Origin of the sequence: Selenomonas ruminantium subsp. lactilytica TAM6421, from assembly GCF_000284095.1 — a bacterium.
Classification (GTDB): Bacteria; Bacillota; Negativicutes; order Selenomonadales; family Selenomonadaceae; genus Selenomonas_A; species Selenomonas_A lactilytica.
In genome coordinates this window covers 2,195,184-2,218,227 of record NC_017068.1, presented here as the reverse complement: position 1 = coordinate 2,218,227, position 23,044 = coordinate 2,195,184, and the positions used below count along the sequence as shown (strand labels likewise).

The 23,044-nt window shown below is 52.3% G+C and carries 20 protein-coding genes; 19 read left to right on the top strand and 1 reads right to left on the bottom strand.

Going from position 1 to position 23,044, the window contains the following annotated elements:
• Positions 1-54 precede the first annotated feature (54 nt).
• The 7 genes from rpsF to SELR_RS10810 all read left to right on the top strand — a co-directional run bounded on the left by rpsF (position 55) and on the right by SELR_RS10810 (position 8,836).
• The gene (gene rpsF / locus SELR_RS10840; RefSeq protein ID WP_014425269.1) at positions 55-342 is read left to right on the top strand and encodes a 30S ribosomal protein S6; all 288 of its coding nucleotides are present in this window, start codon (positions 55-57) and stop codon (positions 340-342) included.
• A 42-nt stretch (positions 343-384) separates the two neighbouring features.
• On the top strand, positions 385-819 hold the full coding sequence (locus tag SELR_RS10835; RefSeq protein WP_014425268.1) for a single-stranded DNA-binding protein: 435 nt from the start codon (positions 385-387) through the stop codon (positions 817-819).
• Positions 820-839: 20 nt separating this feature from the next.
• Positions 840-1,070, top strand: a complete 231-nt coding sequence (gene rpsR / locus SELR_RS10830) for a 30S ribosomal protein S18 (protein ID WP_014425267.1) — start codon at positions 840-842, stop codon at positions 1,068-1,070.
• Between the two features lie 79 nt (positions 1,071-1,149).
• Positions 1,150-2,469 carry a ClC family H(+)/Cl(-) exchange transporter gene (locus SELR_RS10825; protein ID WP_231848081.1) on the top strand — a complete coding sequence of 440 codons (1,320 nt, stop codon included), beginning with the start codon at positions 1,150-1,152 and terminating at the stop codon, positions 2,467-2,469.
• A 516-nt stretch (positions 2,470-2,985) separates the two neighbouring features.
• Positions 2,986-7,125 carry a hypothetical protein gene (locus tag SELR_RS10820; RefSeq protein ID WP_158645810.1) on the top strand — a complete coding sequence of 1,380 codons (4,140 nt, stop codon included), beginning with the start codon at positions 2,986-2,988 and terminating at the stop codon, positions 7,123-7,125.
• Between the two features lie 128 nt (positions 7,126-7,253).
• Positions 7,254-7,925, top strand: a complete 672-nt coding sequence (locus SELR_RS10815; RefSeq protein ID WP_014423436.1) for a helix-turn-helix domain-containing protein — start codon at positions 7,254-7,256, stop codon at positions 7,923-7,925.
• Positions 7,922-8,836 (top strand): IS3 family transposase, encoded by a 915-nt coding sequence (locus tag SELR_RS10810; protein ID WP_014423437.1) that lies wholly within the window; start codon positions 7,922-7,924, stop codon positions 8,834-8,836. Before SELR_RS10815 ends, SELR_RS10810 begins: the two co-directional genes overlap by 4 nt.
• 95 nt (positions 8,837-8,931) lie before the next feature.
• Here SELR_RS10810 and recQ read toward each other — a convergent pair whose 3' ends face one another.
• Entirely contained in the window at positions 8,932-10,713 is a 1,782-nt protein-coding gene (gene recQ / locus SELR_RS10805) for a DNA helicase RecQ (RefSeq protein WP_014425264.1), read from the bottom strand.
• A gap of 152 nt (positions 10,714-10,865) precedes the next feature.
• Here recQ and SELR_RS10800 point away from each other — a divergent pair, with 152 nt between their 5' ends.
• The 12 genes from SELR_RS10800 (at position 10,866) to ccsA (SELR_RS10745) (ending at position 22,649) form a co-directional block, all read left to right on the top strand.
• The gene (locus tag SELR_RS10800; protein ID WP_014425263.1) at positions 10,866-12,278 is read left to right on the top strand and encodes a TolC family protein; all 1,413 of its coding nucleotides are present in this window, start codon (positions 10,866-10,868) and stop codon (positions 12,276-12,278) included.
• Positions 12,275-13,405: an efflux RND transporter periplasmic adaptor subunit gene (locus tag SELR_RS10795; protein ID WP_014425262.1), complete on the top strand. Its 1,131-nt coding sequence runs from the start codon at positions 12,275-12,277 to the stop codon at positions 13,403-13,405. Before SELR_RS10800 ends, SELR_RS10795 begins: the two co-directional genes overlap by 4 nt.
• 19 nt (positions 13,406-13,424) lie before the next feature.
• Positions 13,425-14,147: an ABC transporter ATP-binding protein gene (locus SELR_RS10790; RefSeq protein WP_014425261.1), complete on the top strand. Its 723-nt coding sequence runs from the start codon at positions 13,425-13,427 to the stop codon at positions 14,145-14,147.
• The gene (locus SELR_RS10785) at positions 14,137-15,354 is read left to right on the top strand and encodes an ABC transporter permease (protein WP_041914392.1); all 1,218 of its coding nucleotides are present in this window, start codon (positions 14,137-14,139) and stop codon (positions 15,352-15,354) included. Before SELR_RS10790 ends, SELR_RS10785 begins: the two co-directional genes overlap by 11 nt.
• Positions 15,355-15,571: 217 nt before the next feature.
• Positions 15,572-16,060, top strand: a complete 489-nt coding sequence (locus tag SELR_RS10780; RefSeq protein WP_041914391.1) for a cytochrome c3 family protein — start codon at positions 15,572-15,574, stop codon at positions 16,058-16,060.
• Positions 16,053-17,378: an ammonia-forming cytochrome c nitrite reductase subunit c552 gene (locus SELR_RS10775; protein WP_014425258.1), complete on the top strand. Its 1,326-nt coding sequence runs from the start codon at positions 16,053-16,055 to the stop codon at positions 17,376-17,378. Before SELR_RS10780 ends, SELR_RS10775 begins: the two co-directional genes overlap by 8 nt.
• Positions 17,379-17,564: 186 nt before the next feature.
• Positions 17,565-18,245: a Crp/Fnr family transcriptional regulator gene (locus SELR_RS10770; protein WP_014425257.1), complete on the top strand. Its 681-nt coding sequence runs from the start codon at positions 17,565-17,567 to the stop codon at positions 18,243-18,245.
• A gap of 3 nt (positions 18,246-18,248) precedes the next feature.
• Positions 18,249-18,878 (top strand): ABC transporter ATP-binding protein, encoded by a 630-nt coding sequence (locus tag SELR_RS10765; RefSeq protein WP_014425256.1) that lies wholly within the window; start codon positions 18,249-18,251, stop codon positions 18,876-18,878.
• Positions 18,850-19,521 carry a heme exporter protein CcmB gene (locus SELR_RS10760; protein WP_014425255.1) on the top strand — a complete coding sequence of 224 codons (672 nt, stop codon included), beginning with the start codon at positions 18,850-18,852 and terminating at the stop codon, positions 19,519-19,521. The genes SELR_RS10765 and SELR_RS10760 overlap by 29 nt, the downstream gene beginning before the upstream one ends.
• Before the next feature lie 11 nt (positions 19,522-19,532).
• Entirely contained in the window at positions 19,533-20,162 is a 630-nt protein-coding gene (gene ccsA, locus SELR_RS10755) for a cytochrome c biogenesis protein CcsA (protein ID WP_014425254.1), read from the top strand.
• On the top strand, positions 20,162-20,527 hold the full coding sequence (locus SELR_RS10750) for a cytochrome c maturation protein CcmE domain-containing protein (protein ID WP_041914762.1): 366 nt from the start codon (positions 20,162-20,164) through the stop codon (positions 20,525-20,527). The genes ccsA (SELR_RS10755) and SELR_RS10750 overlap by 1 nt, the downstream gene beginning before the upstream one ends.
• 22 nt (positions 20,528-20,549) lie before the next feature.
• Positions 20,550-22,649: a cytochrome c biogenesis protein CcsA gene (gene ccsA, locus SELR_RS10745; protein WP_041914390.1), complete on the top strand. Its 2,100-nt coding sequence runs from the start codon at positions 20,550-20,552 to the stop codon at positions 22,647-22,649.
• The last annotated feature ends 395 nt before the right edge of the window (positions 22,650-23,044 follow it).

The window sequence follows — 23,044 nt, the reverse complement described above, 5'->3', positions numbered from 1 at the left end:
CAACCTCTGCTCCTGTGTGAGCAGGAGCCAAAGACCAGAGAGGGAGGTGATTTCGTGAGAAAGTACGAAGTCATTTTTATCGTGAAACCGATGGAAGAGGAAGCTACGAACGCTGTTATCAGCAAGTTCACTAAGCTCATCACCGAAAACGGCGGTACTATCGATAAAGAAGATCGTTGGGGCAAGAAGCGTCTTGCTTATGAGATCAAAGACTGCACTGAGGGTTTCTATGAACTGCTCTATGTTACCTGCGATCCCGCATGCGTAGCTGAGTGTGACCGTGTCATGAAGATTACGGACGGTATCCTCAAGCACATGATCGTGAAAAACGACGAAGAGTAATTTTAGAAGTACGCCAAAATTTGGCGTCAGGGAGGATGTACCATGAATAAGGCAATACTGATTGGCCGTTTGACGCGTGATCCGGAAGTGCGTTATACGCAGTCCGGCACGGCTGTATGCACCTTTACGCTGGCAGTGGATCGCCGCTTTGCCCGTAAGGATGCCAATGATGGTCAGCCCACGGCTGACTTCATTCCCATCGTTGTTTGGAGCAAGCTCGCAGAAGTTTGCGGCAACAATCTGGTGAAAGGTCGTCGTATTTCCGTAGAAGGCCGCATTCAGGTGAGAAGCTATGATGCACAGGATGGCTCGAAGCGTTATGTGACAGAAATCATAGCGAGTGAAGTGGAGTTCCTGGATTCCAGAAGCGCTGCTCCTCAGGCTGGCGGTTTCGGTGCTCCGGCACCGGCAGCTCCGCAGTCCGCGCCTGTTGATGGTTTTGGTCCGTCTATCCCTGACGAAGAAATCCCGTTTTAAGTTAGGAGGGAATTACTTTGATGAGACGTGACAGAGGCAGAAGACCTCGTAGAAAGGTCTGCTCTTTCTGCGTAGACAAGGTCGAGCATATCGACTATAAAGACGTTGCAAAACTGCGCCGCTTCATTACGGAGCGTGGCAAGATTTTACCGCGTCGTATCTCCGGCAACTGCGCTAAGCATCAGCGCCAGGTGACCGTTGCTATCAAACGTGCACGCAATATCGCATTGCTGCCGTTCACTGCTGAATAAGCAACTGCATAGCCTTCCCTTCCGGGGAAGGCTTTTTTATTGTATGGAAAGGGGGATTGAGTTGAACAGGATAGAGTCTTTGATTCAATATTTAACGAACCCTGAACATTTGAAGCTGCGCCTGTTTATCGAGGGCAATGTGATAGGTGTATTCACAGGCCTGACCATTGCGCTGTTCCGTTATCTGCTGGAATTGTCGGAGAAAAATCTACCCCGCGGGTATCATTATCTGAGTGAACATCCGGTTTATATTCCGCTATGGTTTACGGCCTTATTGCTGATAGGTTATATCATCCATAGGCTGCTGAAGGCGGATGGCATGATTTCCGGTTCGGGCATCCCGCAGATCAAGGGCGTTTTGCTGGGGCGCATGGATATGCATTGGGCGCGGGTGCTGGTGCTGAAATTCATGGGGGCAGTCATGGGCATTGGCGCCGGTTTGTCCTTGGGGCGGGAAGGTCCGAGCGTGCAGCTCGGTGCCTGTTTAGGGCAGGGGCTGGGCCGGCTCACGCACCGCAGTTATGAGGAAAACCATTATCTGCTGACGGCTGGCGCAGGTGCTGGTCTGGCCGCGGCATTTAATGCGCCGTTGGCTGGAGCCATCTTTTGTCTCGAAGAACTGAGCAAGGATTTTTCGACCTATGTGCTGATGGGGGCCATTGCGGCTACGGTCACGGCCACCACGGTGACGCAGTTCTTCTTTGGCATGGAGCCGGTATTCCATATGGGAGATATCCCCGTAGCGGCAACGGGCAGTGTCTATCTGTTACTGATCCTGCTGGGAGCATTTGTGGGCTTTTTAGGACTGGGCTTTAACCGGATGCTTGTGGTATCGTTGGATGCTTATGCCAAATCCCCGCTGAAGGCATGGCAAAAACCGCTGGTCCCATTGACCGTAGCTGGCGTGCTGGGATTTTTCCTGCCGGAATTATTGGGCGGCGGCAGTCCGTTGGTAGATGCGTTGGTGGAGCATGAATATGTGTTGGGCTTTTTACTCCTGCTCTTTGCGGGCAAATTCTTCTTCACCATGCTGTGCTTCGGCTCCGGTGTACCCGGCGGTATCTTCCTGCCCATGCTGGTGTTGGGCGCCCTGGGCGGGGCGTTGTTTGCAAAACTTGCGGTGGCCTGCGGTGTGCTGGCACCTCAATGGACAGTGAACTGCATCGTCTTTGGCATGGCGGCGTATTTTTCTGCCGTGGTCAAATCCCCGGTGACCGGGGCAATACTGATCATGGAGATGACGGGCTCCTTTGACCATATGCTGTCGCTGATGCTCGTGTCCATGACGGCCTTCCTCGTGGCCGAATGGGCAGGCAGTGAGCCGGTGTACGATATGCTGCTGAACCGTAGCCTGCAGACGATGGAGAAGGCGAGGGCCTATATAAAGGGCAGTCGCTGAATTGGGGTTACATCGATATGCTAAGGCGCCCGGTTTCCTTGTTGTAAATGCTATACATGGAGTGCGCCGGCTCACCGGGGAAAATCTTGTTGGCAATGTCGTTTTCGATGGCCTGCCGCCGTTAATATACTAAGCACCCCTGTTGACCGGTCAAATTGACTGGTCAACGGGGGTTTTTTGGCTGTGTGGTTTAAGTTTTTGACGGATTGACTCGATATATTGTTGAAAAGTTTGCTCATCTGGCAGGATTTTGCCGGGACTGGGGCGAAATAGTGCATTGTTACAGGTACATAGGATGTCCACTGTGAAGGAGGTGCAGGCATGGAGACGCGGGCTTTTTTAGCATTGGTGGGAATGGTTGTCTTTGGTATGTCTGAAACTGTTCTTGCGGGGGGGACATACGTACCTTGGCAATAGTCAGTTATCAACAGGAGAATGATGGAAATACGAAGCCTTCTCCAAGGGAGCAGGCGGGACAGTAGTGCCCGTATGCTCCTTTGGGGAAGGCTTTGTCGTATGCATGGAAGGGAGTGCACGGAGATGCGAAATGGCTATGAAAGCAAACAATCATATCAGGAGGAACGGCAGCTTAGAAAAGCGCAATGGAGAAAACTGGCTTTGGGCGTGGCCCTGATGACCAGCTGCTGGCAGCTGGGCTGGATGCCGATGACCGAGGCCGCGGATGTGGTAAAGAAAGAGATAACTCAAGAGGTCCTTAACACGGAAGACACTATTAAGGATTATACACAGGAAGCAACGAATCTCACTACAACTGATGGTGGCGTTTATGCAGCTATGACACCTAGTAAAATTGATGGTCCTGGCGGCGGAAAAACCATAACGCTTACAAATAACACGGTTCATTTAACGGGAGCAACTATTAATGACACCCGTAACTATCGTCAGCCGCATGTCATTGCGGTGCAAGTCACATTGGGAAATAACCAGTCTGGTTCTCAGAATGAAAGTTATGTTTTAAGCGGCAATGCGATTACGCTGGATGGCACTATAAAAACGACTGGAAACACGAATGGGCGTTTGGAAGGTGCCTGGATAATTTGTAATAATGATGCGGATACTTATAAGGCTACAGCGATTACTGCAACCGATAATAGCGTGACCATCAATGCGGATACTGCTTCGTCATCAATAGGAAGTGATCAGATTGCTGGTGTGGAAATTGGTACCGCTAACACCTCGCTGGCAGAAGGTAACAAGGTTAAAATCACAAGTGGTAATTTTACCAACGGCAATCTGATAATCGCAGGTGCTCTGCCCAGTGACCGCGCAGGAAATAGTACCAGCTTGCGTGCCATAGGCAATACGGTGGAGATTAGCGGAGGACAGTTTGTTGCCGGTATCAAGATTGTTGGTGCCATCGAGCGTGGAACTAATTATTTCAATGAAGCTAGCCAAAACGTGGTGACCATCAGCGGCGGTACTTTTGATGCGGATACCACGATCATAGGTGGCAAGGGTACTACTGCCAACAAGAACATCGTCAATATCAATGCAGCAATAAATGTCTACCGCATTACAGGCGGCGAGGGCACCACCAGCGAAGGCAACACCGTTAACATCACTGGTGGCACGGTGAACTTTAAAAATGATGGGCACGATGCTGGTGTTTATGGCGGCAATTCCACATCCGGAAACGCTGACTCCAACAAGGTCAACATGACTGCTGGTGAAGTCAAGGGGACCATTATCGCCGGTAATGCGAAAACCGGCTCTGCCTCTGAAAATATCCTGACGATTTCAGGCGGCAGTATAGGAGAATATGCGGTTGGCGGCCGTACGGAGTCAACGGGCAATGCGAACAAAAATGAAGTCCATATCAGTGGTGGTACTGTGAGCAGTAATGTCTTGGGCGGTGAATCGAGAGAGGCCAATGCCGAGGAGAATAAGGTCACCGTATCCGACAGCGCCAACATCACTGGAGCCGTAATTGGCGGTCGTGCTGGAAGCACTGCTGGCGCCCAGGCAACCGGCAATAAAGTAACTGTGACCGGTGGCACAATCAACGGTAATGCGAATCTGGGCTCTGTCTCAGGCGCCCTGGCCGATGCCGCAAATACCAACGCAATCTCCAACACGGTTGAAATCAGTGGCGGCACGTTGCAATTTGGCGTATATGGCGGCAATGTATACACGTCCGGCACTGCTGAATCCAACACCGTAACCATCAGCGACGGCACGGTGAATGGCAATACTTACGGGGGCTATACCAAGAGTGGCACCGCGGCAAACAATACCATCAACCTTAATGGCGGCACCTTTGGGGATAGTGCTGTTATTTATGGTGGTAAGGGGACTACCGCAGAGAATAACACCGTCAATGTCAATGCGGCCGTAACGGTTGCAGGCATCCGGGGCGGCGATGGCACGACTAGCAGCGGCAACACCCTTAACCTTGGCGCCACGGGCATTATTGTGGGTGAAAGCGGCGTTTCTCAAGCCCAGACCATTGCCATCACCAATAATGTGGCCTTTGCGGATGGTGCTACTGTGCTGAAGGCTGCTTCGATTAGCGATATGGGAACTTTTGACATTACGGCCACCAATTTTACCGGTTTGGGTACCATGACCTTGCTGGAATCGGAGACGGATAATAATCTGAATTCCGTGACTCTGAAATATGATTCAGGAGATCCCGTTACGCTGGATTCTACAAACACCAGCAAGCAGGTCAAAAGTAGTACCGGAATCCAACAAACAACCACTACCGGTGTGAAGCTGACCTATGATGATTCACATGATGTCAAATTAGATACCAATAACTATAACAAGGTTTCTTACACCATTACCAATTCCCTGAGCAATGTGGATATCAGCGGTTGGACCAGTGGGACAACGGAGCTGCCGGAGGGCTGGGAGCCGAAAGGCGGTATCACGATAACGGGAACAATAGGCTCTACGGCTCCGACGACCGACACGAATATCCTGACCACGACAAAGGATGGCTTCTTTGACAATGCGACCATTGCGGATGACATAAAATACAAGACAGGTGATTTCAGCGAAACGGCAGGGAGCATCACGCTTTCCGGCACGCAGTCCGGAGGCGTCAAAGCCGACGGCAAGAATCTTGCTTACGTTGTCAAGAAGCTGGCAATCAATAGCATGGCGCTGGGTGAAACCACCTATGACAAAGGTGCGGCCGGGGAGGATAAGAGCAGCAGCGCTTACAATTACAGCGGCGTGACGGCACTGGATACTTCCAATTTTAAGATGAATATGACTGCAGACCAGGCAGCTGCTGCCCAAAGCGGTGACAGCATGACATTGCTGAAAGCCAATGACACGCTGGTGGATATCGACGAACAGGTGGCTGGTTCTGTGATCAACTATACGGACACGCCTGCTGATGGTGTGACTGAAACTGGCACTATCACTGGCAGTGTGAAGGCCAGCGGTGGCAATGTCACCTATACTGTAACGGACAAACGGGCTTCCAACTTGACCTTTGGGGCCGTGAACTGGACTGGCAGCGATGCGCTCGTCACCCGTCCCGATGGCGTAAGCTATGCTGACGCAACGGTTGATGCCACAAATATCTCCTTTAGCGGCGTAAAGAATCTGACCGTCGGTGATGCTATGACATTGATTGGTGCTTATGATGGCGATACCCTCAATGCACAGGGCGAAAAATTTACGGCAGGCATGTCCGTAGTCGGTACGGGCAAGATGTCCCTTGACGATGATGGCAATGTCATCTACACAGTGTCCAGTGTCTCCGGCAGTGAGCAGTCGCACAATACCCTGATGGGCGCTGCGGCAAGCATTGCGGCGCTGTCGATGGGCAACGAGTTCATCGATTCGGCTATGGAAGGACTGGCCTTGCCGGAGAATATCGGCAAGGATGGCATATCCTGCTATGCTAAGATTGGCGGCGGCAAGCTGCGTCAGCAAACGGGCAGCCATGTCAACGTCAATACGTGGAATGCGATCCTGGCTTTGGGACACAAGAACGAGCAGAAGAAATCCACCACGGAATACGGTGCATTCTTCGAATATGGCCGGGGCAACTATACCACCCATAATGACAATGTCCAGAATGGTGATGGCAAGGCCCATTACACCGGCGGCGGTCTGCTGGGCAAATGGGCGTCCAAAGACGGCCTTTATGTAGAAGGCAGTTTCCGTGCCGGCAACGTCCGTGAAGATGCCCAGAACCTGCTGCGGGATGATACCAGAGCCTACAGCTATAATACCAGTGCAACCTACTACGGTTTCCATCTGGGCGTAGGCAAGCAGCTGGCCGTGGCAAAAGACAGTGTGGTTGACGTTTACGGGAAGTATTTCTACAATCACAAGAATGGTGTGGACTTCACGGTAAATGGCGATCAATACAAGATTGATGCCCTGACCAGTCAGGTTGCCCGCCTCGGCGTACGCTATACGCTGAAACGGGATAAATGGAACTTCTACGGCGATCTGGCCTATGAACACGAACTGGACGGCAAGGCCAAGGGCCGCGTCAATGGAGCAACCATCCGCGGTACCGACACCAGTGGCGGCAGTGCTCGTCTGGAACTGGGCGCAACGCTCCTGCCCACGGAAAAATCTCCCTGGAGCCTTGACCTCAATGCAACAGGTTTCGCCGGCAAGAAACGCGGCATAAGCGGTGGCGTATCGCTGAAGTATCTGTTCTAAGGTAAATGTTGGGTTAACATCTATATATTAAGAAGCCCGGTGGCTGGTAATGAAAAACATCACTGATATGCTCCCTATTAGGTAGACAGAAGAAATAATAAAACTGTCTGCTTGATAGGGAGCATTTTATGTACAAGAAGAGATTATCACCCGAAGAGAAAATCCACTTCATTGAAAAGTATAAACGTGGAGAGGGCAGTTATGCCTCCATAGCCGCGGATGCAGGCGTTGACAGCAGATCCTTCAGGCAATGGGTTCGTAACTATGATGCTTGCGGCCCGGATGTATTCTTCAAACGACATCATCAGCGCTATTCTGTTGAATTTAAGGAAACTGCTATCCACGATTATCTTTCTGGCGTGGATTCACAAGATGCTATATGCCGAAAATACGGACTTCGTTCGCGGAGACAGCTACAAGACTGGATTATGAAGTATAATAGTCACGAGGAACTTAAACCATCCGGTACAGGAGGGAGCACCATCGTGACTAAAGGCAGAAAAACTACATTTGATGAACGGGTATCCATTGTAGAGGATTGCATTGCAAATGGCCGTGATTATGCTTTGACGGCGGAGAAATTCGATGTTTCTTACCAGCAGGTCTATACCTGGGTCAGGAAATATGACCAAAAGGGAATCGAAGGCCTCAAGGACGGCAGAGGCCGCAGGAAGCCTGAGTCTGAGATGAACGAGCTGGAACGGCTCAGATATGAAAACCGCATGCAGAAGGCTCAGTTGCTACAAAAGCAGATGGAGATAGATTTTCTAAAAAAACTCGAGGAATTGGAAAGGCGGTGATACTAGACAGAACTCGTAATACGGCTGCCTACCGGGCGATACTGGAGCTCAGCAGTATCTGTAAGGATTATCCAGTCAAGGCGTTATGCAGGTTGGGCCGTGTAACCAGGGCTGCGTATTACAAATGGCTTCACAGGAAGCTGGGACAAAACGAAGAAACGAACCAGAAGCTTGCTGCCCTGGCAGAATCAATCCATAAGGAGCATCCAGATATGGGCTACCGAAGGATTCGAGATAAGATTGAGCATGACCATGGCCTGCATGCTAATGACAAGCGTATCCTGCGTATATGCCGCAAGAAGAGACTGCGCTCCGTAATAAAAGGACGTCACAACTGTTGCACCAGGCCTGCTGTTGATCCATACTATACAGCAGAGAATGTGCTCAACAGGGATTTCCATGCAGATAAATACAACCAGAAATGGGTTACGGATGTGACCGAATTCAAGTACTTTCCTGAATACGGAACCGTTAAAAAGGTATATCTGAGTGCCATCCTTGACCTCTGTGATCGCCGGCCTGTTGCCTATGTTATTGGTGACAGCAACAATAACCAGTTGGTATTCCAAACCTTTGACAAAGCTCTTGAAGCCAATCCAGGGGCACATCCCTTGTTTCATAGTGACCGTGGCTTTCAGTACACCAATAAGTTGTTCCGCGCCAAAATTGAACAGGCCGGTATGACACAAAGCATGTCCCGTGTAGCACATTGCCTAGACAATGGCCCCATGGAAGGCTTCTGGGGTATCTTGAAGCGCGAGATGTACTACAGGCGCAGATTTACTTCCCGGCAAGAGTTGGTTGAGTCAATTGAGGAATATATAAGATATTACACTTATGACAGACCACAGCGTCATTTAGGCATACGAACCCCAAGTGAGTACCACGAAAAACTGGTTGGAGCTGCATGAAAAAAGCTGCTCGCATTAGTTGCGAGCAGCAATGAATATTTTTATTTTTTTACCTGTCCACTTGACGGGGAGCACACCACACCAGCCCCGGGCTTTTATTTATGTTTTTGAATGCAGTCAAGGAATTCCTGGCCGTATTTATTGAGTTTCATTTCGCCGATGCCTTTGACGTCGAGCATCTGGTCGAGGGTTTCAGGCAGCACCTTGCACATATCGCGCAGGGTGGCATCGGAGAAGACCATATAGGGCGGAATGTGTTCGCGAATGGCGATTTCCTTGCGCAGATGGCGCAGGTGGTCGAAGAGTTCGGGAGCGGCTGGCTCTTTTTCCATCTCGGGTTTGGGCACGGCCTGATATACCTTTTCTTGTCCCTTGAGTACGGGATAGGCGGCGGGTTTCAGGGTGACCACGGGGAATTTGCTCTCCGTCAGCCCCAGATAGTCCGTGGCGATAAAGCGCTGGATCAGGAGCTTGATATCGGCCAGCGTCCGTTCCTTCATCAGGCCGAAGGTGGAAAGCTTGTCGAATTTCAGCTCTTTTACCCGCTTGTCGTTGGATCCTTTTAACACCTGGGCCACTAAGGTCAGGCCGAAACGTTCGTGCATGCGGTAGACGCAGGAGAAGACCTTTTGGGCGTCGATGGTCACGTCCATTTTCTCGAGGCCTGCCTTGCAGTTGCCGCAATTATCGCAGGTGACATCGGCACTTGCATCACCAAAGTAGCTGATGATGAAGTGCCGCAGGCATTCCGGGGTGTGGCAGTAGTCCACCATCTTCTGCAGGGTGCCCAGGTTATGGGCCTTGCGTTCCTCGTTTTCCGTGGATACGTCAATGAGGTATTTCTGCGTCATGACGTCCTGGGGGGAGTAGAGCAGGATGCAGGTGCCCGGCTCGCCGTCACGGCCTGCGCGGCCCGCTTCCTGATAATAGGCCTCGATGTTCTTGGGCATATTGTAGTGGATGACGAAGCGCACATTTGACTTGTCAATGCCCATGCCAAAGGCGTTGGTGGCCACGATGACCTGCACATTGTCGTAGAGGAAATCGTCCTGTGCCTGATTGCGCTGCTTATCGGACAGGCCGGCATGATAGCGGCCTACGGAAAACTTCTTTTTCAAGAGATGTTCATAGAGACTGTCCACTTCCTTGCGGGTGGCGGCATAGATCACGCCGGCTTCTTCACTGTGGGTTTTGAGATAGCGTTCGATGAATTTTTTCTTGTCCTCACCCCGGCGCACCTCGAAATAGAGATTGGGCCGGTCGAAGCCGGTCACATGGATATGAGGCTGGCGCAGATGCAGCAGGCTGATGATATCGTCCTTGACCTCCGGCGTGGCCGTGGCCGTAAAGGCACTGACCAACGGGCGGCGGGGGAGGCCGGCGATAAAGGGGGCAATCTGCCGGTAGCTGGGGCGGAAGTCGTGCCCCCATTGGGACAGGCAGTGAGCTTCGTCTACCGCCACCATGGAGATTTCCTGCCGCTCGATGACATAGCGGAAATAATCTGTGTCCAGCCGTTCCGGCGCCACATAGACCAGCTTATAGCGTCCTTCGGCAATGGCCTGGAAGCGGGCGGTTGACTGGTCAAGTGTCAGCTGGCTGTTGATATAGGTAGCAGGCACTCCCTGTTCGGCCAAAGCATCCACCTGATCCTTCATCAGGGAAATCAGGGGCGAAATCACAAGGGTTATGCCGGGAAACACCAGGGAAGGCAGCTGGAAGCAGATGCTTTTGCCTGCCCCGGTGGGCATGATGGCCACGGTATCATGGCCGGAAAGCAGGCTTTCCACCACGGGCTTTTGGGCAGGGCGGAAGTCCGGATAGCCGTAATATTTGCGTAATAACGTCTGCGCTTGTTTAAAGTATGGATTTTCCATGGGAAACACCTAAATTCTAATCAAATTCTAATGAGATTTTCATACAATTACAACGTATTTATCTTATCATAGATTACATCATTTTGCGCTAATTAATTGCAAATTGTGTTAAAATAAGAAGGTATGAAATATAAAACGAGGAGGAATTCTCCATGAGATTAGAGAAGTGGATCAAAATGGGCGTGCCCTTAGCGGCGCTGCTGCTCACGATGCCCTCTGTCCAGGCTGCAGATCTGAGCCTGCAGGAGGCCATCAATATGGCTTTGGCTCAGAATACCGGCTTGAAGATCACGCAAAAGGGTGAGAATACCGCGCAATATGCTTTGGACGAGGCCAAGGGAAGCAATGGCTTCAGTGCTTCTGTGACCGACAGCCTGGGAACCAGCAAGTCCAAGGGGGCGAGCCGCACGGACAGCAACAGCATTGGCGTGTCGGGAAAACTGCCGCTTTATAGCGGCGGCAAGAATCAGGCCAATATCAAGAAGGCGAAGATTGGCGTGGAGTCGGCCAGCCTGACGACGCAGCGTGCGCAGGAAGATCTGAAGCTCAATGTGATCAAGGCCTATTATGATGCCTTGGAGGCGAAGAAGACCGTGGGTGTGCGCCAGGAAACGGTGGACAAGTATCAGGAGCACTATACCAATGTGAGCCAGCTTTATGGCGCAGGCTCCAAGGCCCGCATTGACGTTATCCGTTCCCAGGTGGAATTGAGCGATGCCAGACAGAACCTTATCAAAGCCGAGAACAGCTATGAGGTGGAACTGGCCACCCTGCGCAATTACCTGAATATCGATCGCAGCGAGCCGTTGAATTTGACCTCGGATTTCAGCTATCTTTCCTTTGATATGGACATGAGTTCCTGCCTGGACTATGCCTATAACAACCGCAAGGATCTGCTGGTGGACAAGAATAAGCTGGATCAACAGGAGCAGGCCATCAAGGCAGCCAAAGCCGGTTATCTGCCCAGCCTGAACCTGTCCATTGGGCTGAATGAGAACCAGCAGTTCAAGCCCAAACATGATAATGGCCATAGCACTTCGGCCACGGTGGGGATGAACTGGGATATCTTTGACAGCGGCGTTACCCGTGCGCAGGTCAAGGATGCGGAAAACAACCGGGATATTGCCAAGCTGAATTACCTCAAGGACAAGGAAACCGTGGATCTGGATGTGCGGCAGGCCTATTACAGCATGCGGGAGGCCGAGAAGCGCCTGAATTCCACCCAGGATGCCGTCCATCAGGCTGAGGAAGATGCTTTTATCGCCCGGGAAAAATACCGCGCCGGCGAAGGCCTGATGCTGGATATCATCGATGCCCAGGAAGCGCTGGCCAAGGCCAAGCTCAACTATATCAGTGCCCAGTATGACTATGCCCGTTATCAGGCAACCGTGGAAAACGCCATGGGGGTGGAACTGACGGCTGAGGAAAAAGCAGCAGCTGCCAATCTGCAGACCGACGCGGAAGCAGCTTTGCAGGAATCAAAATTAGCGGCCAAAGCTGACACTACGGTGGATAACAGCCGTGAGGTGGCGGCAGAATTGGCAGGAAATGAGGGAAGTAAATGAAATTCGATTGGAAGGTAAAAACCGCGATTGTGCTGGTGCTGCTGGTCGCAGCGGGTATTGGCGGCTATAAATACTATCAGGGACAGCAGGAGGCCAAGAAGATTGCGGCGGTAGAAACGACGCCCGTCACCCGCATGACACTGAAATCCACGGTATCGGCTACGGGTACCATCCGGCCGGTGGATTCCGTAGAAGTCAGCTCAAAGGTAACGGCCCGCATCAAGGACGTGCTGGTCAAGGAAAACGATACGGTAACGGCCGGACAGGTTGTGGCTACATTGGATGCGCAGGATTACGAGGAAAAGCGCAATCAGGCGCAGTACAAGGTCACCAATACCAAGGCTAAGTATGACCGTGTCAAATACCTCTACAGCATTGGCGCGGATACCCAGGAAGAACTGGAAGATGCCAAGATGAATTATGACACGGCGGTATCATCCCTGGCGGAATCCCAGTCCAATATGAATGAGATGACCATTGTGGCGCCCATGTCCGGCGTGGTGGTAGGCGAGCCTCAGACACCCGGTACTATGGCGGTGCAGGGCACCAGCAGTCCCACGGTCATCATGCGCATTGCGGACCTTTCCAGAAAACAGATCCTGGCCAAGGTGGATGAAACGGATATCGGCAATGTGAAGGTGGGGCAGGATGCCACGTTTACGGTGGACAGCTTCAATGGCAAGACCTTTACGGCCAAAGTGTCCAAGATTTCCCAGACGGATACCAGCAATACCTGGAATATCAATACTTCCAGCAGCTCCTCCAGCAGTTCCTCATCGGCCAGTGTTATCTATTATTATGTGACGTTGGATGTGGATGATCCGGATAATGTATTGCTGCCGTCCATGACGGCCCGGGTGGAGATCAACACCGCCCAGAAAGATAATGCATTGGTCGTGCCATTGTCCACGCTGAAAACCGATGCCAAAGGTTCTTATGTGGTGATCAAGAACGAAGACGGCACCCAGGAAAACCGCTACGTGTCCACAGGTATCTACAGTGATGAATATGTGGAGATATTGGACGGCCTGAGCGAGGGTGAACAGGTGGTCAGCACTTATGTAGCCAAGGGCACAGCAGGCGCTAAAAAAAACAGCAACAATCATGGCGGGCCACCACCAATGTAAGAAGGGCGGCAAAGAGATTATGACAAATCAGGAAAAACGTATTGCCACCATTCAGCTAAAGGATATCAAGAAACTCTACAAGATCGGCGGGGAAACAGTGGCGGCCTTGGATGGCATCACCACCAATATCTATCAGGGCGAGTTTGCCGCGCTGATGGGGCCGTCCGGTTCCGGCAAGTCCACCTTGATGAACATTCTGGGCTGCCTGGACCGTCCCACAGTAGGTTCCTATAAATTGGATGGCCAGGAGGTGGCTGGCCTTAGCGATGATAAGCTGGCCGTTACCCGCAACAAGAAAATCGGCTTTGTGTTCCAGAACTTCAACCTGCTTTCCCGTATCTCCGCATTGGAAAATGTGGCGCTGCCTTTGGTCTATTCCGGTGTAGGGCGCAAGGAGAGATTGGAAAAGGCCATGCACTTTCTGGAGGCGGTAGGCCTGGCTGACCGGGCGGAACATCAGCCCAATGAGCTCTCGGGTGGTCAGCGGCAGAGGGTGGCCATTGCCCGGGCACTGGTCAACGATCCCCATATCATCATGGCCGATGAGCCGACGGGTAATCTGGATACCAAATCCACCAAAGAAATCATGGAGATTTTTCAGAAGATGCACAGCATGGGGCGTACCATCATTCTCGTCACCCATGAACCGGAAATCGCGGCCTGTGCCAGCCGTCAGCTGCTGGTGCGGGATGGCAAGATCACCCGGGACGAAGGAAAGGGCGTGGTGATGGATGTTATTTAGGGAAAGTTTCCAGATGGCATTGACTTCGCTCTATGCCAACAAAATGCGCAGCCTTTTGACCATGCTGGGCATCATCATCGGCGTGGGCGCCGTTATCGCGCTGGTATCCGTGGGCATGGGGGTGCGCAGCAACGTCACCAATTCCATTGCCAGCCTGGGTTCCAATATGCTGATCATTTCTCCCGGTTCTTCCAACCGCGGCGGCGTCCGGGGGGCGGCAGGTTCCATGCAGACGCTGAAATACGATGACGCCAAGGCCATAAAGGAAAAAATCAAGAACATCGATTATGTTTCGCCTACGGTGTCCTCGTCCTATCAGGTTGTCTATGGCAATAACAACTGGAACACCAGCGTGCAGGGCGTGACGTCTGAGTTCATGTCCATTCGTTCCCTGACCATTGGCTATGGTTCCTTTATCACCAATGACGATATGAACAAGCGCAATCGCGTGGCAGTTATCGGCACCACAGTTGCGGCCAACCTCTTTGCCAAGGATAATCCCGTGGGCAAGAATATCCGCATCAACAACCAGCCTTACAAGGTCATCGGTCTTTTGGAATCCAAAGGGCAGTCCTCTGTGGGGCAGGACCAGGATGATGTGATCTATATTCCGCTGACCACGGCGCAGGAGCGCATGCTGGGCATAACCTATGTGCAGTCCATCAACGTGCAGGTGAGCAGCCAGGAAAAGATGGATCAGGTGCAGGAGGAAATCGAAAGCCTGCTGCGCTCCCGCCATCATATTCCCACGGGTAAAGACAATGACTTCAATGTCCGCAACCTGACCAGCCTGATGGAAACGGTCAATCAGTCCACGTCCATGCTGACGCTGCTGCTAGGTGCTATCGCTGGTATCAGCCTCGTGGTGGGCGGCATCGGCATCATGAACATCATGATGGTGTCGGTCACCGAGCGCACCCGGGAAATCGGTATCCGCAAGGCTCTGGGGGCTACCTTTATGAATATCATGACTCAGTTCCTTATCGAGTCCATGGTCATCGGTATTATCGGCGGCATCATCGGGATTGTGATGGGCTGTATCGCTTCACAGATCATCGCCCAAGTGGGGAATTTCACCACGGTGATCACGGTGACGCCGATCATCATTTCCTTTATGTTTGCCGTGGGCATCGGCCTGTTCTTTGGCATCTATCCGGCCCGAAAAGCGGCCAAGCTGGATCCCATTGAAGCACTTAGATATGAATGATAAAAAACCTCCTGATCCGGGAGGTTTTTTACTATGAAATTTTAGTCAGTCAAGCCGATAGGCGCAGAATGACTTAGATTTCGTGTAAGGGCGTAGTGCGAAACACTGTTTCGCACGAAGTTTTGTACAAAAATATCAGCGCAGCGTTGCGGTGGCAACGTCCGAGTTTTCAGAACAATGCTATAATGGGGGCAGAATGGAGAGGAGGGGAGTTGACGTGGAGTTCAAAGCGTTTTTTACGAAGCACACACTGGGCTGTTTGGCGGGCGGATTTGCCATTGGTCTGGTGGTTTGCGCCATCGGAGCGGGCATGATGTCCTTCTCTGGTTCGGCGGCCTTTTGCGGTTCCTGCCATGCCATGAAGGGGGAGGCAGCTACCTTTGCCAAATCCACCCATAGCAAACAGGCCTGTGTGGAATGCCATCTGCCCCATGACAACATGGCCATCTACATGGTGGAAAAGGGGCGTACGGGCATGGTGGACACTTATCATGCAGTGCTGCGGGATTATCCGGCTCGCATCAAGCTATCTGCTGATGGCAGGGAAACGGTCAACAGCAACTGCCTGCGCTGTCATGAGAACACCATGGGCAATGTCCATGCTGCCGTGGGGGTAAGCATGGATACAGGCGGCGACTGCCTGAAGTGCCATAGCCGTATCGCTCATGGAAGCAACCATCTCGAAGGGGGGATAAAAGTTGAGTAAGCTGCAAAAAATCTTAGCAGGGATTGTGGCCGTCTGTGTGCTGTTCTTCGGCTTCGTGGTGGTGCGTTTGGGAGCAACACCCAACGATGACAGCGTGAAGCTGGCCAAGATATCCCATGAAAATTACGCCCATCTGGGTAAGGAAGCCTATAAAGAGGCTTATCCGTTGGAATACAATTCCTTCATGAAGAACAATCAGGGCGGGGAAAGTCCCACGGGGTATGGCGGCAGCGATCCAGGTAAATCCTATATCGAAATGCAGCCGGAAATCAAGGAAAATTTCAAGGGCTACAAGTTCTCCGTGCAATATGATGTGGCCAGAGGCCATACCTGGGCGGGCGTTGACCAGATCAATTCCCAGCGCATCCCGCCTCAGAAGGGAAACTGCATTGTCTGCAAGAGTTCCTGGATGTATGACAAATGGTACAAGGAAAGCGGCTGGGACTTTGCTTCCAAGCCCTTTGCGGAAGCTACACCGCCTTATACCAACAAAGACACCGTGGAAGGCACAGATCTTTATTTCGGTTGTTCCTCCTGTCATGATCCGGATACCATGGAATTGCGGGTTTACCAGCAGGGCTTTGTGGAATCCATGGCTCTGAAGGGCATCGACATCAGCAAGGCCAGCCATAACGAAATGCGGGGCTATGTCTGCGGCCAGTGCCATAATGAATATTACTTTATGGCGGAAGATGGACGGGTACGTCATCCCTTTATCGGTGGCTGGGAACCGGAAGAACAGTTCAAATGGTATCAGACACAGAGCGAGCAGCTGGGCGCCTTCAAACAGGATTGGATTCATCCCGATTCCAAGACTCCCATGCTGAAAGCCCAGCATCCCGACTTTGAGATCTGGACCACCAGCGTCCATGCCGATGCCGGCGTGACCTGCGTGGACTGCCATATGCCCTACATGCGGGAAAATGGTCAGAAGTACACCTCGCACTGGATGACCAGCCCACTGAAGACCGTGGAAGCTTCTTGCCTCAAGTGTCATGACGAGAGCAAGGAAACTCTGATTGCCCGGGTGAAAACGATCCACGACAATAACTTCAAGCTCCAGCGCACTGCAGGGCAGACTGTGGCCAAGGCCCATCTGGCCGTCAAGGCTGCCATGGATGCGGGAGCCACCGACGAGCAGCTGGCCCCGATTCGCCTGAAACTGCGTGAAGCTCAGTGGTATTGGGATTGGGTAGCCGCTGAAAACGGCAATGGCTTCCATAATCCTGACAAGTGCATGCGCATCAGCGGTGAGGCTATCGACCTCGGCCATCAGGTGATCGAGGAAGCCAATGCTCTGGTCAAGGGCAGCTTGTAATATCCATACAGCGTAAAGGAACCGCCTCATTTGGGGCGGTTTTTCTGTGCGATCATTGTATGATTCTTATATGCAGGAGTTAGCCTCCCAAGCTAGAATAAAAACAATATAAGGTTGCCATGGCAACATGGTAATCTTCTGATTCTTGCTATAATGAAGAAAATGTGTGTTATAGGAGTGAAGGCCATGCAGGTTTATCATTTGGATTTGCAGGAGCTGCCCCTGTTCCAAGGCGTATCGGCGGCAGAGGTGGATGCGTTCATTGCCGCCACGGGAGCCACCATCGAGCGGGTGGAGAAGGGCAAGCGTATTTTGGAGGCCTACGAGGAAAACCATAATATCGGTGTCATTGTGGAGGGTGAGGCCCAGGTTTTGGCGGAGGATCGCTTTGGCAATGAAAATGTCAGCCACAATCTGGAACGGGGCGCCATGGTTGGCAGTTCATCCGCTATTATGCCTCAGGTACCAAGTACCACGGCGGTTCAAGCCATGACCAATATGCTGGTGCTCTGGGTTCCCTATAAGGCCTTGCTGACGGCGGGGACTAAGCTGGGGCGCACCCATGGCATTGTAATGAAGAATATTTTGGAGGCTTTTTGTCGAAAGAATATTCTGATGGTACAAAAAATCAAGATTCTTTCCCAAAAGACTTTGCGGGAACGGCTGATTCTCTATCTGCTCTACCGTCAGCAACGTCAGGGCAGGACGAGGGTACAGGTGCCGGGGCGGGTGCAGCTGGCCAAGGAGCTGGAGTGCAACCGCAGTGCCCTGACACGGGAAATCAGCGCCATGCATAATGAAGGCCTGCTGGATGTGGGAGAGGATTGGATGGAACTGGATGCGGATAAGATTGCCGTTATGGGTTAAGTTATGATTACGATTCATTTTGCGGCGGTAAGTCAGCGTTTTCACGGGCGGCAGATTTTTGCCCCCTTGGATGCAGAATTATCCAGTGGGAAAATTACCGCCATCACCGGCAGGAACGGCAGCGGCAAGTCCACCTTCCTGAAATTGGCGGGACATTTGCTTGCCCCCAGTGCCGGCAAAATCACAGTAACTGCTGACGGAGAAGAACTGAGAGGGGAAGAGCTGCGGCAGCGGCTGGCCATGGTAACGCCGGACTTGCGGTTTTATGACAGGCTCACGGCTCGGGAAAATCTCGATTTCCTGCTGGGGCTGCGGGGATGTCAGATTACGGATGAATACTATCGCGAACTAATGGCACGGGTAGAACTTGATGGTGAAGCCATACGCCATAGCTATGCCGGGGAGTTTTCCACGGGCATGGGGCAGCGGCTGAAAATAGCGGCGCTGCTGGCTGTGGGGGCAGATATCTGGCTGCTGGACGAGCCCGGAGCGAATCTTGACGAGGCTGGGCAGGCTATGATTGCCCGGGAAGTGCGGGCGGCGGCAGAGCGCGGTGTACTGGTGGCCATCGCTACGAATGTTCCGGGAGAGGAGGCGTTGGCGGATGAAATCATCTCTTTGGGAGGCCACTAAGCTGGTGTTCCGTAAGGAGCTGATCATGGGCTTGCGTTTCAAAGCGTCCTGGATGGCCATGTTTATGTTTGCCCTGACTACTTTGGCCTGTGTGAGCCTTGCCTTGCAGGGCGGGCAGCTGGAGCCAAAATTGGCGGCGGCACTCCTTTGGATTATTATCTTTTTTGCTTCTATGGCGGGGGCGGATCGGAGTTTTGCCGACGAGGATATGGCAGGCACGCTGCTGACGCTGAAACTTTATGGCGGCGCCCAGCCTGTACTTTGGGGAAAGATGCTCTACAGTTTTTTCCTGTTGGCGTTGTTGTCTCTTTTTATTGCACCGCTGTTTTTGGTACTGAGTGGTGTCGAGGCAATCCTCGCTGGTGTCTTTGTCCTGACTTTGCTCCTGGGGGTGGCGGGGCTGGCGGCAGCGGGGACATTGCTGGCAGCCTTGACCACCGGGGCGCGGGTGAAGAACGGTCTGTTTGCGGTATTGATGCTGCCGGTGATTTTGCCTGTGTTTCTGCCCGCCATCTTTTTGACGGCGGGAGCCTTTGAGGGAAGCGAACCTTCCCTTAGTTATCTGGGGGGAATGGCTCTGTATGATGCTCTCTTGGCCGTGGGGGCTTCGGTGCTCTTTGATTATCTGTGGTATGAGGATTAGGAGGTATTTTTATGGGGGCTGTGCTGGGCGGTCTTACGCTTATCATTATCGGTCTGGTATTCCTGGTGGTGCCGCCGGCTGAAGGGTTGGGAGATTATGTGCGGCTGGCCTTTATCCATATTCCCTTGGCCTGGGTGGCAGTAATGGCCTTTCTGGTCAGTGCCTGGCAGGGAGCAAAATACCTGCGTTCCCATGATATGGAGGCTGATGCCGGCAGTGCGGCAGCAGCGAAGCTGGGATTTATCTTTGTGATTCTGGCCACAGTGAGCGGGGCTATCTTTTCCAAGCTTACTTGGGGAGCGTATTGGAACTGGGACCCGCGGCAGACCACGATCTTTGTGCTGTTGCTGATTTATGGGGCTTATCTCACTTTACGGGGCGCCATGCCTGTGGGACATAAGCGGGCCAGGACGGCGGCGATTTATGCCTTGTTTTCTTTTTTGACCGTTCCTTTTCTGGTGTTTATCATCCCTCGCCTGTACTTTTCCCTGCATCCTTCGCCGGTGCTGAATAGTTCGGGGGTGGCTATGGACAGTCTGATGCTGGCGGTGCTGCTGGCAGCTTTAGCCGATGTGACGGGAATTTTCTACTGGCTGTATCGCAAACAGGCAGCGCAGATCATGCAGGAGGAAAGTGAATGATGAACCGGAAAATTTTGCTGGCGTTGCTCTTACTGCTTTTTGTGGGCTATGCGGGCTGGAGTTTTGCTGATTCGGTGACGCCCTATGTGGGGATTGAGGAGGCACGGAAGAGCAGCAGCAATGTGCAGGTCAAGGGACTGTTGGATAAGACAGCCCCGGCTCCCCATATGGAGGACAAGGATTTTGTCTTTACCCTGCAGGATGAGGATACGGGGGAGACAATGCTGGTACGCTATCATGGCGCCAAGCCTGACCAATTTGATCAGGCTCATCATATTGTAGCTATCGGTCATTTTCAGGATGGCGCTTTCGGGGCGGACAAATTGCTGATCAAATGTCCATCCAAATACGAGCAGCAGAAATGACAATAGATCAGGGGGGACTGAATTGGTAGGAGTTATTTCGTTGGCGCTGGCTTTGGCACTGTCCCTGGCGGCGGTGTTGTGCTATGCCGCGGGCAGTGAGCGCACGGCAAGATGGGGAAGGTCTGTTACGGGACTCTCCTTTCTGGCTGTGCTTACGGCCAGCGCCTATCTCATGGTACTTATCTTCAATAATCGTTTCGATATCGCCTATGTGGCCAATTATTCGGCTGTGGAATTGCCGGGAATATACAAATTATCCGCCTTTTGGGCAGGTCAGCAGGGATCTTTCCTGCTGTGGCTGCTGATTCACGGGGGCGCGGGTATTTATCTGGCAGTGAAAAGGGAACTGCTGGAAGCGGGCATGGCTGTTTATATGGCCATGCAGGCATTGCTGGCTGTTTTTGTGCTGGCCAAAAGCCCCTTTGTGCCCAATGAAGTGGTGGTGCAAAACGGTGTAGGCCTCAATCCGCTGCTGCAGGATCCGTGGATGGCGATACATCCGCCGATTATCTTCATCGGCTATGCTTTGCTGGCCGTGCCTTTGACCTATAGCGCAATGGCTTTGCTGACGGGGGCAAAGGCGCAGGATTGGCTGCCTGCGGCCCGCCGGTGGGCTTTGCTGGGCTGGAGTTTTTTGGGCGCAGGTATTTTCATTGGCGGCTACTGGGCTTATAAGGTCCTGGGCTGGGGCGGCTTTTGGGGCTGGGACCCGGTGGAAAATTCCTCCCTTGTGCCCTGGCTTGTGACCGGGATTTTCGTCCATGTCCTGCGAGTGGCACAGATCCGTCAGGCTGCTATCACCATGGTACACCTGGCGGGAATCTTCACCTATGCCCTGGTACTCTATGGAACATTCTTGACACGCAGTGGCATTTTGGGGGATTTTTCAGTCCATTCTTTTGCGGGGACCAGCATTGGCATGACCATTGCTGTAGTCAATGGCCTCGTTTTGGTGGCCGGTCTGTTGCTTTTGCTGGTGAAGGCCAAGAGCCTGCCCAAGGGGGAATACTACCCCGGTTATGACAGTCGGGAGTTTATCCTGCTGCTGGGTGCTCTACTGTTGGTATTTATGAGCATTATCATATTCCTGGGTATGTCCATGCCACTGCTCACCCAGCTTATTGGGAAACCTGCGGCGGTGGATACGAATTTTTACGTGCGCACCACCATGCCATTAACCATTGCCATGTTGCTGGCGATTTCCTGTGCTCTGCTGCGAGGTTACGGGCAAGGCAAAATCCTGGCCAAAGGTATGCCTTTGATTTTGTTAGGACTCATAGGCGCGGTGGCCGGTTTTGCCGCCGGGGTGCGGCAGGTCCTGCCGCTATTGTTGGCGGCGTCAGCCTTGATGGCTGCAGGAGCAGCGGTGCTGGCCTGGCGGAAACACGGCATCAATAACGGCGGTATGGTGGCGCATTTAGGGTTGGGATTGTCCCTCTTTGCCATTGTGCTGGCCGGCTCCGGCAGCCAGTCTTACAGTCGGGAAATGGTCGTGGGGGAGGCCTACGACATCTACGGTCATGAAATCGTCTACAAGGGACAGAAACTTGCCGAAGGCGCCAAGGAAAAATACTATGTCTATACCGTGGATGGTCGGGAAGTGCAGGCGTTGACCAAGCTTCATGCCAACGGTACGGATGCGGCCCGGGAACCGGCTATCGACAAAGGGCTGGGCGGGGATGTGTATCTGGCCCCAACCCCGGCCAAGGATGCAGGCCGACTGGAAATGCTTTTGAAGCAAGGCCGTATGGATATGGATGATGACTTTGCCTATCGCTTTGACCGTGCCAATATCGAGCAGCAGGATGGAGGCAGGCTGGTGGTGACGGCGGAAGTATCTGTCACCGACGGAGATAAGGTAGAGCAGGCCACTTTGTCACTACAGGCTACGGCTGATGGTGGAACGTCCCAGCCTGTGGCAGTGTTTGACGGTCAAAAGCGACTGCGCCTTACGGGCATTACCCAGAATCAAAAGCAAATCCGCCTGGAAATCCTGCCTTCGCTGGCGGCAGAAAGCAATCAGCCTATTACCACCAGTGTCAGCGTCAAGCCTTGTATCTGGCTGCTGTGGCTGGGCAGTGTGTTGGTCTGTGGGGGAACACTGTTGGCTTTGCGCCGTTAAAATATGCCATTCAAATGAGAGATTGTTCATTCGTCCTGGCGGAGAGCAATCTCTTTTTTGATGAAAATGAAAAAAGTTCAAAAAAGGTGTTGACAAGTGAAGCCGACTCGTGTAATATAATACAAGTCGCTGACAGACACGGCAACGAAACAGCACAGCAAGCCTTGATTGGCAGGCTGCTGGAACGTTCCGAAAAGCTTCAAAAAAGAATTTAAAAAAGTTCTTGACAAGCTGATCTGCTGGTGATAAGATAAATGAGTCGCTTGAAGCGACGGGCACTTCTGAAGAGTGCGACAATGATTGTTCTTTGAAAACTAAACAATGCAAAATAATCATGCAACATGATTAAGCCAGATGTTTGAAGAAGTTTTTACTTCTTAACAAAACATCGATTG